Here is a 16,527-nt window from a genome sequence, read left to right on the forward strand (position 1 = left end):
ATTCGCCACAATCCTGGCCGGGACCTAGAACATCGACCGGCCCGAGAAGCGCATGTAGTAGCGGGTCTGCTTCTTGGCCGCTTCCGCCCCGCCCTCGAGGGCCAGGTACGACATGGTCGAGCCAGCGCGGATGGCGAAGCCCAGGGTCGGCGCGCCCTTCTTGTCGGCGACCGAGGTCAGGGTGAACGACTCGCCGCCCCGGAAGCGGGCCACGGTGTCGTCGATATTGCCCGACAGCGTCTTGCGGTAGCCAATGCGGATCTCGGGCCGCCACCATACCGCCTCGCCGAACTGGGCGCCCAGCACCAGGCCGACATCGCCGCTGAGATTGCTGAAGCTGCGCGCATCGCGGATCAGGTCGAAGCCGTCGCCGCCGCCCGTCTCGCTGCGCTTGCCTTCCGAGAAATAGACGTAGTCGAGGCGGCTCTCGGGGCGGACGAAATAGCGACCCAGCTTCTGCTCGTAGGCCACGCCCGCGAAGGCGTTGGCCATGGCGCCGTTCCAGTGGGCGACGTTGGTGGCCGAGGCGTCGGCCTCGCCGTCGCCGTCGACGTCCTCGCTGTAGAAGCTGCGGTCGCCCGTCAGCCAGCCGTAGCCCGCGCCGCCGCCGAGGTTGAAGCGCCAGCCGCCGACCGAACGGCGCCAGTAGAGCCCGGCCTGGACCATCGAGTTGACCGTGTGCTCGCCGGCCTTGGCGGTGGTGTCGTGCTCTTCGATATTGACCAGGGCCAGGGTCACGCCCAGCGCGCCGCCCGCGGCGCCCATGGCCTCGTAGCCGGCCACGAAGCCCAGGGCCTGGGTGTCCGAGCCCTGGTCCGAGCCGTCCTCACGCTTGACCATGGTGTTGATCTGCTGGACCCAGACGCTGTCGGGGCCGTAGCGATCGCCCAGGTCGGGGCGGATCATGGTGGCGGCCGAGATCTGCTGGTTGACCGCCTGCAGGGCCGAGAACATGCCCAGCCCCTGGTCGGGCAGCATCTGGTTGTAGAGGTTGTAGAAGCCGTCGCGGGTGTTCTGGTTCAGGAAGGCGCCGGCGATGTCGTCGTTCTTGGACAGGGCCGCGAACACGGCGTCGTAGGCGGCGGTCTGGTTGGCGGTCATGCCCGCCTCGCTGGCCGTGCGCCGTCGGACGTCGATATTGACGCTGTTCCCCGACTGATAGGCGTTGGCGACATAGAGGTACGGCGCGTCACCCAGCAGGTCCTGGCTGATGTCGCCTGCGGTCAGGGTTCCGGCCTGGATGACCTCGAACGTCGAGGCGTTGGTCAGCAGGTTGTTGAGCACCAGGCCCAGGTTGGCGCCGGTCTCGATCGTCGCCGTGTCGGCCACGATGCGCGTCCACGTCCCAGCGGACGGGTCGATGCTGAAGATCAGCTTGCTGCTGGATCCGAGTTTGAGGTTGGTGACCTTCAGGTCGTTGGTGTTGGTCAGGCCCAACACCCCGTCGCCGATCGTGATGTTCAGGCGGCCATCGGTGTCGGACAGACCGGTCAGCACATAGCCGCCGCCGTCGATGGTCAGGTTGTCGGCGCCGTCGCCGAACGAGATGTCGCCGATCACCGTGCCGTTCAGGATGTTCAGGGTGTCGTCGCCCGAGCCGAAGCGGATCTTGCCGATGATGGCCGGCTCGTCGGCGTCGTCCACGCCGTCGCCGTCCGTGTCGGTGTCCGCCACGTCGTCGTCCCCGTCGTCGCCATCATTGACGCCGGTCTGGGTGATGGTCACGCCGGTGGTGTTCTTCGAGACGTCGATCGCGATCGGCTTGCCGGTGACCACCTCGTCCGAGGCGTCGGTGTTGTCGTCGTCGGTGTCGTAGTCGTCGTCGGTGGCGACGACATAGGCGGCGATCGTCCGGGTGTTGTTGATCGTCGTCAGCGCGCCGGAGTTGTCGAGGATCGCGTATGAGGTCCCCTTCTCGCCCGAGACCGAGGCGGTGATCACGCCGTCATTGTTGAGCACGCTGGTCACGGCGCCGGAGTCGATGACCAGGGCCCTGGCCGAGAAGTCGCCCTCCGAGATCGACGTGGCGCTGATCGTGCCCGCGTTCCAGATCGTGTCGGCGATGGCGCCCGACTTCAGGATCAGGGCGTTGGTCTGCGCCTCGTAGGCCGAGGCTCCGATCGATCCGGTGACTCGGATGCCGTTGGTGATCAGGGTTTCATAGCCGGCGTCGCCGCCGATCTGGACCCCGGTGGTCTCGACGCCATCGTAGACGCTGGCGGCGCTGACCGAACCCTTGATGACCAGGCCATAGGCGTCGTCGCCCGTGCCGACCGCGCCGATCGTGACGGTGCTGGTGTTCGAGCCGATCTTCAGCGCCGGCGCCCCGCCGTAGACGCTGATCGAGGCCGAGCCTTCCGAGCTGTCGGTGACGCCGTCGCCGTCCTCGTCGTCGCTGGTGTCGTCGTTGGTGTCGGTGGGCGGCACGTCCAGCAGCACCCCGCCCGAGACATTGGCCGAGATGTTCACCCCGCCGCCGCCTTCGAGCATGTCGTCGGCGTCCAGCAGGGCCCGGTCGTCCGGATCGCTGTAGCGCGAGGTGACACGGTAGCCGCTGGAATAGACCGAGCCCTGCAGGACGAAGGCGCCGTCGATCGCGGAATCGACCGCCACGCCGACCGATCCCTCGCCGGTGACGCTGGTCGAGCCCTCGATCTGGACCTTGCCAGTCACCGGCGCGGCGATGTGGATCCCGTACCCCCGGTCGCCGGTGACGCTGATCGAGCCCGAGTGGACCAGGTCGCCGACCAGCGGGGCCTCGATGCTGATGCCGGCCGAATCCATGCCCTCGATGGTGATCGTGCCGGAGTTGGTGATCGTGCCGGTGAAGGCGTCTGTTCCGGTGACCTGGATCCCGTAGCGGCGATAGCCCTTGGCGAAGAGGCCGTCGTAGTCGCCGTCGTCGTCGCTGTCCTCGTAGTCGTAGTCCTCGGTCAGGCTGATCGTGCCGTCGTTGGTCACCGTCCCGGTGTGGCCGCCGATCACCAGGATGCCGACCGAATCGTCGACGTCGGCGCTGGCCAGGCCGCCGTTCATGGTGACGGTGTTGTCGCTGTTCAGCGTGATGATCGCTCCGGACGAGCTCAGGGTGATGACCCCGTCATCAGTGACCTTGACGTCGTCGGCGCTCCCGCCGTTCGGGCTGGCGGTGGTGATCGCCGTGGTCCGCGTGCTGCTGGTGACCTCGACCTCGGCGAAGGCGTAGCCGGCGTAGAGGAGCATCGGAGCGGCGGCGGCCGTGGCGACGAGGAACTTGCGCGGCATAGGGGACCTTCGAGGACAATCCCCGCAGCCCTAGCGAGCCCGCTTGGCCGCCGCGTGGCTGGCTTGTTTCTCGCCCGCCGCGCCGCGCAACCTGACGCAGCCTTCCGTGATCTTCCGTTATGTTTGGAGACATTCGATCGCCCCAAAGCAAGAAGCCCCCGCCTTGCGGGCGAGGGCTTCCGGCTATTTAGCGGAGAGCAACGGCTCAGTAGAAGGTCACGTCGTCCAGCTCGAACCACAGCTTGCGGCCGGCCGGACGCGAGCCCGAGACGCCCACCTCCAGCAGGTCCGTTCCGGTCCAGGCGCCTTCGCCCCGGCCCGCGCGCTTGAAGTCGGCGAACGGCACGGTGACCTTGCCCCAGGTCTTGTCGGCCGAGACCTTGGCGACCCACGAGCCCGAGACGCTGTTGATCGTCACGATATAGGGACCGCCGTCGCCGCGCAGGTCGAAGGTCACACCCTTGAACGCCGAGGCGTCGACCGGCTCGACCGAACCACGGCTCAGCGGCAGCAGCACGCCGGCGTCCGGCTCGGCCTTCTGGGCCATCTTGGCCGCCACGCTCAGCATATGGTCGCCATCGCCCTTGTCGATCGTCTGCAGGACCTCGACGCTGCGGTCGCGGCCGCCGTCGAAGTCGCTGAGGCGCAGGGTGTCCAGGCTGGTGCGGCCGTCGGCGCGCTCGAAGTCGTCGACCAGCGGGCCCTTGGCCTTCAGGGTCGGCATGGTCGGCTGGTCGTTCGCGGGCGAACGCGTCGAACCCGGTCCGAACACCGCCTTGCCGTCGATGAACACGCGGTCGACCTTGCGGATGTCGGTGATGGTCGCCCAGGGCTGGCCGGCGATCAGCACGAAGTCGGCGCGCTTGCCCTTCTCCAGCGTGCCACGATCGGCCAGCAGGTTCATGGCCTTGGCGCTGGTGGCGGTGCCGGCGATCAGGGCTTCCGACGGGGTCAGGCCGGCCTGGACCAGCAGCTCCATCTCGCGCAGCGTCGAGGCGCCGTGCGGCGTGCCAGGCATGCCGGCGTCGGTGCCCAGGGCGATCGGCACGCCGGCGTCCTTCAGCGTCTTCACATTGGCCAGGGCGTAGCCGAACTTCTGGACCGCCAGCTTGGCGCGCGGGCTATTGGGATCGGCCGGCGGCTTCTGGCCCGGCTTGACCGGCTCGTAGACCGCCAGGGTCGGGGCGTAGAACGTGCCGTTGGCCTTCAGCTTGGCGACGGTCTCGGCGTCGATCGGCTGATCCTGCAAGCTGTGGGCGATGATGTCGACGCCGCTATCGGCCGCGACCGCGCCGCGCTCGACCGTAACGGTGTGCGACAGGACCTTGAGGTTCAGCTTGTGGGCCGTGTCGGTCAGCGACTTCAGCGTCCAGCCGTCCATGCTGGTGTTGTCCGGGGCCGCGCCATAGCGCCAGCCGTCGGTGAAGGCCTTGATGGCGTCGGGCTTGTACGGGGCCAGGCCCTCGATGGCGGCCTTGGCCGCCTCGGGGGTGTCGACCCAGCGGGTGGTCGCCTCGTCCGCCCAGTCGGCGCCGTGGCCGCCGGGCGTGCTGACCCGGGCCACGAAGTTGACGTGCGGCGTGGTCAGGGTCGACAGCCACTGGCGGCGCGGGGCGAAGGATTCCGGCTGCTGGTGGAAGTCGTTCACCGTCGTCACGCCCGAGGCGACATAGGCGTCGGCGATCTTCGGCGTGATGTTCGGCGCGCCGGCGGGGGTCCAGTGGGTGTGGACATCGAAGAAGCCCGGCACCACGGCCTCGCCCTTGGCGTCGACCGTCTTGGCGCCCTTGGGAACCTTCACCTTGGGACCGACATCGACGATGCGGCCGTCCTGCACCACCAGGACGCCCTTGTAAGGCGCCGCGCCGGTGCCGTCGAAGATCTGGGCGTTGACGATCGCCACGGTGGGCGTCGCGGCGTGCGCCGCCGCCAAAGGCAGCAGCACTCCGGCGGCGACGATCACCGCCCCCCTGGAGCAGGCCTCGAGCAGCCTGGCGTGGTGAGCGGTCATGGGACGCTTTCCTTCTTGGATACGCATTACAAACCCGCGCTTGGGGCGCAGAACCAGCAGTCTTCCCCACCGATCGGCATGCCGGGCGGCAGGGTCTCGACCGCGCCGGAACGGGGCGCGGCCAGGGCCTGTTTGGCGGTCGCGTCGTCGCTCAGCAGAGCGCGCGACAGCACGGCGGCCTGGTCGCCCTCGGCCCCGCCGCCCTGATAGGCGGCCAGGGTCTTGCCGAAGGTGCGCAGCGCCGCCTCGATCTGGGCCGCCGCCGTCGGCGACAGCGCCTTGTCCCCAAGGACCTCGACCAGATCGCCGACCACGCGCGCCCGGATGCGGCGACGCAGGTCACCCAGCCGGCCCTCTGCGTTGCTCGGCCCCACGCTCGCCAGCAGGCGCTCGGCCAGCTCGCCCACGCCCAGCTGAGCCGGATCACGGCGGTTCTGCTCGACCACCCGGTTCAGCCGCTGCGGGTTCAGCAGCAGCGACACGGTCTGGTCGGCGGCCATCTCGGCCGCGGTCGGCAGGTCGAAGACGGCCGGCCCCGAGGTCGGGAAGATCTCGATCTCATAGGCTTTGTCGCGCGCGCCGGACTGAGCCGACGACAGCAGGCTGAGCAGGCTGTCGGGCAGGTCCAGGGTGGCCGGATCGGTGGTCCGCAGCAGGGCGTCCAGCGCCTTGCGCTGGGCGGCCGCCGACGGGATCGACGCGGTCTCGTGGCCGTCGCCGCGCACGGCGTAGGAATAGTCCACCCCGCCGATCAGCTTCACGGCGGCTTCGACCTGGTAGCGGTGGAACAGGTAGATCGGCGCCAGGACGCGCTTGAGGTCCGAGGCCGGCGCGCCCTTGGGCAGGTTGGCCAGGCCGAACCGGCTGAGCGCGATCTTGCGCACGGCCAACACGTGATCCAGCTCGGCGACGGCGTCGGGGCCGTTGTCCCACAACGCGCCGAGAGGCTGGCCGGCGGCCCCGCCACGGGAGTCCCCGTCGGTGACGAAGCGCAGGCCCCGACCTTGCGCATCGCGCGCCAGGCGGTCCAGGCGCGCGGCCTCGTCCGAGCCTGGCGTCCCCTGCGAATACAGCCAGTTGATCGCGAAGCGGTCCCAGGCCCCCACGCCCTTGGCGTAGGCGTCGGACAGATCCAGCCGGTCGCCCTCGATCTTCACCAGCGGCGCGGGGTAATCCATGACCGAGGCGCGGCCATAGGTGCTGCCCGCGAAGTTGTGGGCCAGGCCCAGGGTGTGGCCGATCTCGTGCACCGACAGCTGGCGGATGCGGGCCAGGGAGACGTTCAGCGGATCGTCGGGACCGCCCTTCCCCGTCTTGTCCGCGCCAACCAGGCCCTCGAAGATCAGGCGGTCCTGGCGCACGCGCAGCGAGCCCAGCTGGACGACGCCACGGACGATCTCGCCGGTGCGCGGGTCGACCACCGTCGTCCCCGTCGACCAGCCGCGCGTCTGGCGGTGGATCCAGTTCACGACGTTGTAGCGCGCGTCCATCGGATCGACGCCCTCGGGCAGCGACTCGACCCGGAAGGCGTCGATGTAGCCGGCTTCCTCGAAGGCCTTGGCCCACCAGCGGCCGCCCTCGATCAGGGCGGTGCGGATCGGCTCGGGCGCGCCGCGATCGACATAGTAGACGATCGGCTTCTTGACCCGCGAGCGGGCGGCGGTTGGGTCGGTCTTCTCCAGCCGGAACCGGCGCGCCAGGCGCTGGACGATCGGCTGGTCCAGCGGCGTGGCGTAGTCGGCGAACAGCACCTGGGCCGAGGTGCCGGTGCGCGGGTCCTGCGGACGCGGGACGAAGCCCGGCCCCGGCAGGCGGATGAAGCTGTGATGGACGCCGAAGGTCACCGACCGTCCGTCCGGGACGATGCCGTTGACCTCGGGACCCGGATCGTCGGCGGTGAAGGTCTGCCGCGTCTCGAACTCGAGGTTGTCGGGGAAGACGCCGGTGACCGGCAGATCGACGTAGCTCAGGGCCGGCGCCAGCTTGTAGGCACCCTGCTTGCCCCGCTTGAGGCCACCGGTGATGTCGAAGGCGTCGCGCAGCAGGAACGAGGCGATGTCGACGGTGACGCCGCCATCCGGGGTCTCGGCGATCACGTCGCCCGACCAGACCACCGAGGGCGGGAAGCTGTCCTGGACGGTCCGGGTTTCCTCGGGCGTCCCGCCGATGGCGCGGAAGCCGTAGTTCTCGAACGCGATCAGCACCTTCTTACCGACGCGTCGGAAGATCAGCACCTGGGTCTCGCCCGTCGCGGCCCGGTCCAGGCCCACCGGCGTCGACCCGAGGCCGCCACTGAGGCTGGGCTGGTAGAGGAACCGTCCCGACACCCCGTCGGCGCCAGGCGCCGGCAGGGTGACGACGACGGCGCCCTTGGCCGCGTCGGTCTTCACCGGCAGCAGGCCCGAGGGCGAGGCGGCCGCCGGCGCGGGAGCGCCGGCGGCTTGAGCGAAGGTCGCTGGCGCGGCGGCGAGCGCGAGCGCGACAAGCGCGCTCGAAACCCGCCAGCGCGCCCGTTCAGCGCTGAACTCGTACTTCACGATCCGCCCCCTGTTCCTAGAACGTCTTCTTGACCGAGACGTACCAGTAGCGAGCGTAGGGCAGATACACCGTCCCGTCGTAGCCCGCCGAGCTGAGCGGCGGATCCTTGTCGGTGATGTTCCGAACGCCCAGCCGCAGCTTGGTGTTGGCCTGGGCGAAATCGTACTCGCCGTACAGGTTGCCGGTGACCTGCGATTCCACGACCCACGGCGCGCCGGCCGAGTCCAGGAGAGCGGTGTCGTTGTACTCGCCGATGTACTGGGTGAAGCCGCCCACGGTCAGCTGCTTGTAGCGCCAGGTCAGCGAGGCCGAGACCTTCCAGTCCGTCTTGCCGTTCTGCTGCAGCAGGTTGCCGCCGCCGGTGATGGTGGTGCCGGCGTTGATCTTGCCCGCGCTGCGCGCCGCCATCAGTTCGGCGATGCCCGGCGACGGCGACTGGTAGTACTTGATCAGGTGCGCGGCGTTCACGTTCAGGTCGAAGTCGCCGAGCTTGTCCGTCGACAGGCGATACATCACGCCAATGTCCAGGCCCTCGACGTCCTGCGGCTGCAGGTTGGTGTACTTGTCGTTGACGTAGAGCACCTGACCGGCCGCGGCGAGGCCGGTGCCGGCGAAGGCGGCGATGTCGTCGGCCGTCGGGGCGGCGCGGACCACGTTCGGATTGCTCGAACCCGACTGACGCAGCAGGTAGTCCAGGATCAGGGCGTTGCCCTCGCCGAACACGCCGATCAGGCCCTTCTGCTTCACCTTCCAGTAGTCGACGGTGAAGGTCAGGCGGCCGTATTCGGCGGGAATGAACTTCGGCTCCAGGACCACGCCGTACGAGATGGTCTCGGACTCTTCGGGATCCAGGTCGGGGTTACCCGCCCGGCGGGCCGTGGTCAGCAGCGAACGCGAGCAGCCCGCGAACGAGGTGATGCGGTTCGCCCGCAGATCGGCTTCACAGAAGGCGTAGTCGGTGCGGGTGTTCGAGCGCGACACCACCGTGGCGTTGATCTGCTCCAGGTTCGGGGCGCGGAAGCCCTTGGCCCACGACCCGCGGAGGCGCAGCCCGTCGACGATGTCCCAGGCGCCGGCGACCTTGGGCTTCGCCGTATTGCCGAAGTCGCTGTAGTGCTCGTAGCGGCCGGCCAGCTGCAGGTCCAGGCGATGGACCAGCGGGATCGACATCTCGGGCGAGACCAGCGGAACGGCGAACTCGATATAGGTCGAGGCGACCGAGCGGTGGCCCTTGGTGTCGGGGTTGATGCTGGAATTGATCAGGTCGCTCAGCACCGCGCCGCTGATCGGGTCGGTGAAGGTGATGGTGCCGTCGATGCGCTTGTCGCGGTCGTCCAGCTGGGTCTCGCGGCGGACCTCGACGCCCGACGCGACGCCGACATCGCCGCCCGGCAGGCTGAAGAGATCGGGCTTGGAGACCTTGAAGTCCCACGAGGCCAGGCTGCTCTTGGTGCGGCGCTTGATCTTGACGCGGATGGCGTCGATCGCCGCCTCGCTGTTGCGGGTGGTGTCCGCGCCGCTGGGGTTGGTGATGTCCGAGCCGTTGAAGACGTTGTAGGCGTCGGGCGTGGACAGGGCCAGCTGGGCGTAGAGCTTGGTGTTGGAGATGTTGTCGCTGATGTCGTCGGCGGTGGCTTCCGAATAGACCAGCGCCGATTCCCAGTCGAAGCCGAACTTCTGGCCCCGGACGCCGGCCAGCACGCGGTACTGGTCGTTGGTGACGTCGACGGCGGTCAGGCCCAGGTCGGCGAAGGTGTAGCCGCGCAGGGTCAGCGACAGGCCGCTGGCCGGAACGTTCAGGTTGGGCAGGCGGTTGGGGTTGGTCGTCCCGTTGGCGAAGGTCACCGGGCCGAAGGGGTTCCAGTAGTTGCTGGCGGGGATGCTGATCACGCCCGACGACAGGGTCGAGATCGGCGCCTGCAGGGCGCTCGTCTTGGCATGGTACAGGCCCAGCTCGCCGAAGACGGTCAGGTCGTCGGAAATGTCATAGTGGCCGGTCAGGAAGACGTTGGTCCGCTTCAGCTCCGGAATCACCGTGGTGCCCAGGGCGGCCGAGTTGAAGCGCAGGTCGCGGTCGGCGGCCGAGGTGGCCAGGGCGCCGTCGTCGATGCACATGCCGCCGCTGATGTTCAGCTGGCAGCCGGCGAAGGTCGACGGCTGGATGTGGAAATAGCCGGCGCTGCTGGTCAGGGCCGTCGTGCCCTGGCGCACCGTGCCGAAGCTCTGGGGCGTCTGGACATAGGCCCAAGGCGTCGTCGTGCTGCGGCCGTCCAGGCTGGCGACGCCGTCGAAGCGCGTGCCAGCAAACAGCGCGCGGCGATCCGACGAGGCGGTGTAGTCCTGGTCGGTCGAGCGCATGCGCGTGCGCTGGTCGTACGACACGAAGGCGCTGATATTGCCGCGACCGTCCGCGAAGTTCTTCCCACCGAAGGCGTTGAAGTTGTACTCCTTGAGGTTCGTGCCCTCTGCGAAGCCGTACTGGGCCGAGGTGGTCAGGCCGTCGACATCGTCGCGCAGCACGGTGTTGACCACGCCGGCCACGGCGTCGGCGCCGTAGATGGCCGCCGCGCCGTCGCGCAGCACTTCCAGGCGCTTGAGGCCCGATACCGGGATGGCGCTGGTGTTGTAGGTCAGCACCGGCACCAGGTTGTCGTTGGCCTGGCTGGTCGGGTGGGCCACCACGCGACGGCCGTTCAGCAGCACCAGGGTGTTGCCGATGCCCAGGTTGCGCAGGTTCACCGAGCCAACGTCGCCCCGGGCGCTGTTGCTGGTGCCCGGCAGGTATTGGGCGTTGAAGTTCACGTCGCCCATCTGCGGGATCGAGCGGAAAAGCTCGTCGCCGGACACCGCGCCGGACGCCCCGATCTGGTCCTCCCCGACCACGGTCACCGGCAGGGCCGCATTCACCTTCGCACCCTTGATCTGCGAACCGACGACGACGACGGCCTCGATCTCGGTGGCGTCGGCCCCGGTCGGCGGCGCGGTCTGCGCCCAGGCGTGGGCGGCGAAGCTCGCGGCGCATAGCGCCGTGGTCGCAAGCACGAGTTTGCGGTGATTGATGATCATGGAAGCCCCTCCAATAAACGCGATGCGCGAGCCACTCCCCGCCCTGCTTCAGCCGAAGCAGCGCATGGCCCACGCCACACTCCGAACACAAATGGATCGGACGGAGGTTAATCCCATCAAATTGGTTGGATTTAAAAGTGGAGTTTTTCTGACACCCGCCGCAGCGATTGTCATAGAAACAACCTCAAATGAGCGGCTTTGCCCAAGGGAAAGGCAAAGATTTGCCCATGTATAAAGGGATTGACGCAGCGCGAGAATTTGGTCTGCAGCAGGAGGCGTCAACCCCTGCAATTCATCTCAGACCAAGGACAACCTTGCAGGGCGACGGATTCGGATCACCACGTTCTTTCACTGCGCCGTGATCCGAACTTCATCGACTTACCCGACGATCGACTTCGCCGATCTTCAGGTCACTTCTTGATCTGGTCGAATTCGATGTCGATCTGGATATCGACATCGTTGCCGATCGGGCCGGACAGAGTGGTGAAGCCGAAATCGCGACGGTCGAACCGGGCGGTGGCGGCGAAACCCAGCTTGGCGCCGTCCTTGGCCTTGCCCACGCCGCCGAAGGTGACGTCCAGCACCACCGGCTTGGTCACGCCCAGGAAGGTCAGGTCACCCGTCACCTTGCCCGAGGTCGGGCCGCTGAGCACGACCGACTTGGACACGAAGGTGATGGTCGGGAACTGGGCCGACTTGAAGAACTTGTCGCCCGCCAGTTCCTCGGCGAAGCCAGCAACCGGCGTGACGATCGACTTGGGATCGATAGTGACCGACAGGCTGGACTGTTCGGGCTTGGCGCCGTCCCACTTCAGGGTCCCGTCCAAGCCGTCGAAGCGGAACACGCTCTTGGAAACGCCGCCCTGGTGGTCGATGCGGGCGATCAGGGCCGCGTGCCGCTTGTCCAGCGCGTAGTCGCCGCTGGGCGCGGTCGCGGGGTTCTTGTCCGGCGCCGCCGCGGCGGCGGACGCGGTGAGCAGCGCGACGGTCGTCGAAAGCGCGAGAATGACAGCCCGAACCATTTGGGATTCCTCCGGAGTCTTGCAGGCGCGCCAAACTCGGCCGCGCGCGCCGCATATCGGCAGAATGTTCGCCCCGACGATATAGCGTTTTCTCATATGCATATCCGGAGCGGCGACATGCGCGCGACGGAGGCGTGAGCGCCCGCCCCCCTCCCCGCTAGGTCACACGGAAGGTCGCGGCGGCCCGGCCCGTGGCGTCCCCGACCGGGCCGACGAGGACCGCGCCGTCGCGGTGGCGCAGATGACCGCCAGCCAGGGCCGCGAACGACACGCCCCTGGCGCCCGCCAGGCCCGGAACCTCTCGGAACGCGGCGCGCCGCGGATCGCCGCCCGCCCGCGCGACGCCGACCACGCCATCGGCGCCCACGGTCAGCACGTGGCCGGGCTTGAGGATCGGCTCCAGCGAAACCGCGCCGCCGCCCAGCGGGCTGGGAATCTGGCGGAACTGGGTGGTCGGCAGCGGGCCGGCTCCAACGCCGACGCGCTCGCCCTCGTGGCGCAAGAAGACGTCCGGACGATCCAGCGGCGAGAACCGGTCGGGAACCGGCCCCGCCCCGACCGGCGCGCCGAAGTCGGGCGTCCCGTCAGCTTTGTAGTAGAGGCGCTGCACGCGGGTATGGCGGTTAGGGTCGAACAGCGGATCGCCCTGGATCTTCTTGTAGTCGCGGCCATGGTAGACGAGGACGTCACGCCCCAGCTCGTCGACGGTGAACGAGTTGTGGCCAGGGCCCCAGACGCCGGTCTCCTCCGACGAGACGAAGACGGGGACCGGCGACTTGCTCCAGGCGTCCGGCGACATCAGGTCCGCGTCCTCGTCGGCCGTCAGCAAGCCCAGGCAGTAGCGATCGTCGGTGGCGCTGGCCGAATAGCTGATGAACACCTTGCCATTGCGAACCAGGGGCGCGGGCCCTTCGGCGACCTTGAAGCCCTGGATCTCCCAGTCCAGCGTCGGCATGGTCAGACGCGCCGGCGGCCTGGCCAGGGTGGTCGGGGTGGCCAGCGGCGCTAGATAGAGGTTGCTGTTGGTCTTGATGCCCGGCTCCTGCTGGGCCCACAGCAGGTAGCGGACGCCGCGATGGCTGAAGACCGTTGAGTCGAGGGTGAAGGTGTCCCAGGGCGTCTGCAACTGGCCGGCCATCTCCCAGCGGCCCGTCAGGGCGTCCTTGTCCAGGCAGCGCAGGACGTAGGTGCGGATGTGGAACGGTTCGCCCGCGTCGCCGGCCGCGAAATACATGTGCCAGCGACCGTCGATCTCGTGCAGTTCGGGCGCCCAGATGTAGCCGCCCAGCTTGCCGGTCTTGGGTCGCCGCCAGATCACCGCCTCCGGGGCGGTGGCCAGCCCCGCCAGGGTCGGCGCGCGTCGGATGGCCAGCCGGTCGTACTCCGGCACCGACGCGGTCATGTAGTAGAGACCATCGGTGTGCCTGAAGATCAGGGCGTCGGCCCGCTGGCGCACCAGCGGGTTCGACGGGACCGGCGCGCGCCCGGTGGCGCGGGCGGCCGCGGGACCGCCGACAGCCAGGGCCCCGGCGCCGGCCAGCAAGGTCCGGCGGGAGGGCGTGGAATCGGGAATCATGAAGGCTCTCCTCGCCGGATCGGTCAGTTGAACGAATACCGCAGGCCGACCGCGAACGTCCGGCTGAGGATCGTCGAGCCGAAGTTGTCGGTCGTCGGGCCGCCGGCGTCGCCGAAAGCGTAGTAGGACTGGGCGATCTCGTCCGTGAGGTTCACCGCGTCGAAGCTGACCGACAGGTTGTCGCGCACCTGATAGTTCAGCTGGAAGTCCAGGCTCTTTTCCGGCTTGCTCCAGATGCCGATCGGGTTGGCGAACAACGCCGCTTCGTTCCGGGCCAGGAAGTCGTCGCGCCAGACATACGACAGGCGCGCGCCGAGCTTGCCCCGCTCGTAGGCCAGGGTGACGTTGTACGAAAGGTCAGACACGCCGAAGAACGTGGTCCTCTGCTGGCCGGTGATGGCGCCCGACGCGTCGGTCGACGGCACGTTCTGCGAGGACTCCAGCTTAGTCAGGCTGGCCTGGACGCCCAGCCCCTTCAGCACGCCCGGCAGGTATTCGGGGAAGTAGACCAGGCCGACCTCCAGCCCCTTCAACACGCCGTCCGAGGCGTTGACCGGCTGGCTGATGACGAACGAGTTGGTGTTCTGGCCGCTGTTGGCGATGGTCTGGCGACGACGCAGCGACACCACCAGGCCGTCGATCTCGCGGCGGAAGGCCGTGGCGTAGAGCGCACTGCCCGGCTGGAAATACCACTCGGCCGTCAGATCGTAATTGGTGGCGCGGGTGGCCTCGAGGTCGGGATTGCCGCCCGTGCCCGAACCGTAGCCGACGTTGGTCAGGTCGCCGGTCAGGTTGTAGTTCGGATTCAGGTCCGTGAAGTTCGGCCGCCGCAGGGTCTTGCCGTAGTTGAAGCGCAGCACGAAGTCGTTGGCGACATCGTAGCGCACCGTGACGCTGGGCAGGAGATCGCTGACCTTGGTCGACGCCAGCCTGCGGGCGCCGGTGAGCTGGTCGTTGAAGGCCATGTCGGTATCGACGCTGACATAGCGCAGGCCTGCCTGAGCCTTCAGCGGGCGGCCGAACAGGTCCTGTTCGAAGTCGGCCTGCAGATAGGCGGCGGTCGTTGCCTCGTCGATCGCGAAATTCTTGAACAGGCGCAGCTGGTCGGTGGTCTTGAAGGCTGGATTGACCGTCTTGTACAGCGCTCGGATCTCGGTGGCGTGGTCGCGCAGGTAATAGCCGTTGGCCAGCACCCACGAGGTCGGCACGTCCGCCCGGCCGTCGAAGAAGTCCGCGTTAGTGAACTGCAGGCCCTTGTCCAGCGTGCTGAGCGGCCGCCCCAGGAAGCCGTCCTGGGTGCGCTGGGATTCCGACGCGCCTCGGAAGTCGTAGCGGCCGCCGAATTTCAGCGTCCTCAGCGCGCCCCAGTCGGCGTCATAGACGCCGTCGAATGACAGCGTGATCGCGTCGCCCTCGTTCTTGTTGGCGTTGTCGTAGAACTGGGCGACGTTCCACTGGGCCGGGTCCTTGAGCAGGGCGTTGTTGTCGAACTTGAACGCCGTCACCCCATTGCCCGGATTGAAATCGACCGTGATCGAGTTGGCGACGCGGTCGGTGCGCATGGCCAGGAATTGCGAGCTGAACTGGCTGTCCTGGTACGAGAAATCACCGGTCAGGTGCAGGCGGTCGCCGATCTCCCACTTGCCGTTCAGGGCGTAGACGAAGCTGTCGGTCTTGGCGCTGGTCAAGTCGCCGCTGTTGAAGCCATAGACCGAGCCGACGGTGCGGGTCTTGATGACGTTGGCGCCAGGATACAGCGTGTAGGTCGAGGCCGGGTTCGGGCCGAGGTTTCCCCACCAGTCGACGAACGAGAACAGCAGGCTGTTGAAGGTCGTGTTGCGGTAGCCGTCGTAGAAGAACTCGAAGGTGTATTCGCTGCGATCGTTGGGCGCCCATTGCAGGGCGGCGTTGACGGCGGGGCGCTTGCGGTCGCCGTAAAAGTCGCTGGCGAACACCGCGTCGCGGGCCAAAAAGTAAGGCGTGGCGACGCCGTTGACGGTCAGGGTCGAGCCGGCCTTGCTGGGCAGGCCGCTGTTGCTGCCGGGAATCCACAGTTGCTGACCGGGCGCGCGGCCGTCGGTCGGCTGAATGCGCTCCAGCGGCGTCCAGCCGGCGGCGGGTGTGGCGGTCATGAACGGCACCAGGGCCCCGGCCGTGACGCTCTGGTCGCGGAACTTGGTGCGGGCGTAGCTGACGCTGAGCAGCGCCCCGACCTCGCCGGCCTTGGTGTCCCAGCGATTGCTGACCAGGGCGCTGAGGTTGGGATTAAACTTGTCGGCCTGCTCGTGCCAGATGCCGCGCGCGGCCAGCGAGAAGGCCGGGCCGGAGAAGTCGAAGGGGCGGCGGGTCTGGACGTCGACCTGGCCGGCGATGCCGGTCTCGATCTGCTCGGCGGCGCGAGTCTTGTAGACGTCGATGCGCTTGACCAGATTGGCCGGAATGTCCTGCAGGGCGAATTGACGGCCCGAGGCCGTGAAGACGTTGCGACCGTTCCAGGTGGTGGTGATGTCGGGCAGGCCCCGGATCGAGATCGCGGTCGCCTCGCCGCCCGAGCGGTTGGTCACCTGTACGCCGGCGATCCGCTGCAGGGCGTCGACGACGTTATTGTCCGGCAACTTGCCGATGTCCTCGGCCACAACCGATTCGACCACCTGACTGGCCTGGCGCTTGACCGCGAGGCCCTTCTCGAGGCTGGCGCGGATGCCGCGCACGACCACCTCCTCGACTTCGTTGTCCTCGCCTCGAGTCGCTGAAACGCCCGACTGGGCTTGGGCTTGAGCGCCGGTGGCGACACCGAGGAACAAGGCTGAAACGGCGACAGAAGCCAGCCAGGCGCGACGCGCGCTCGAGGCTCCGCGCGGATTGGCGGATTGAACCAACATGAGACTTCCCTCCCTGGAACCAGTTCCCTCGTCTTTGCGAGGGCTCGAACACCTGATTATTGTCTGACAAATATGACATAGACAAGAGGGAGATCGAATTCATCGACCCACGTTCGGCGGACACAACCTCGTGACCGTTGAATTGACAGCGCAGGCAGGCAATTTCCG

The 16,527-nt window shown here is 67.9% G+C and carries 7 protein-coding genes; all 7 read right to left on the bottom strand.

What is annotated here, in order from left to right:
• Positions 1-24 precede the first annotated feature (24 nt).
• The 7 genes from K8940_RS12640 to K8940_RS12670 all read right to left on the bottom strand — a co-directional run bounded on the left by K8940_RS12640 (position 25) and on the right by K8940_RS12670 (position 16,359).
• Positions 25-3,264: an autotransporter outer membrane beta-barrel domain-containing protein gene (locus K8940_RS12640; RefSeq protein ID WP_223390313.1), complete on the bottom strand. Its 3,240-nt coding sequence runs from the start codon at positions 3,262-3,264 to the stop codon at positions 25-27.
• Between the two features lie 205 nt (positions 3,265-3,469).
• Positions 3,470-5,275: a CIA30 family protein gene (locus K8940_RS12645; RefSeq protein ID WP_223390314.1), complete on the bottom strand. Its 1,806-nt coding sequence runs from the start codon at positions 5,273-5,275 to the stop codon at positions 3,470-3,472.
• 26 nt (positions 5,276-5,301) lie between these two features.
• A complete protein-coding gene (locus K8940_RS12650) occupies positions 5,302-7,812 on the bottom strand; it encodes a zinc-dependent metalloprotease (protein WP_223390315.1) in 2,511 nt (836 codons plus the stop codon).
• 16 nt (positions 7,813-7,828) lie between these two features.
• Positions 7,829-10,879: a TonB-dependent receptor domain-containing protein gene (locus K8940_RS12655; RefSeq protein WP_223390316.1), complete on the bottom strand. Its 3,051-nt coding sequence runs from the start codon at positions 10,877-10,879 to the stop codon at positions 7,829-7,831.
• 410 nt (positions 10,880-11,289) lie between these two features.
• Positions 11,290-11,901, bottom strand: a complete 612-nt coding sequence (locus K8940_RS12660; RefSeq protein WP_223390317.1) for a YceI family protein — start codon at positions 11,899-11,901, stop codon at positions 11,290-11,292.
• Positions 11,902-12,058: 157 nt separating this feature from the next.
• Positions 12,059-13,477, bottom strand: coding sequence for a family 43 glycosylhydrolase (locus K8940_RS12665; RefSeq protein ID WP_223390318.1), 1,419 nt, complete (start codon positions 13,475-13,477; stop codon positions 12,059-12,061).
• Positions 13,478-13,500: 23 nt separating this feature from the next.
• Positions 13,501-16,359, bottom strand: a complete 2,859-nt coding sequence (locus K8940_RS12670) for a TonB-dependent receptor (RefSeq protein WP_223390319.1) — start codon at positions 16,357-16,359, stop codon at positions 13,501-13,503.
• Between the last annotated feature and the right edge of the window lie 168 nt (positions 16,360-16,527).

This window comes from Caulobacter segnis (assembly GCF_019931575.1).
In the GTDB taxonomy this organism is placed as follows: Bacteria; Pseudomonadota; Alphaproteobacteria; order Caulobacterales; family Caulobacteraceae; genus Caulobacter; species Caulobacter segnis_C.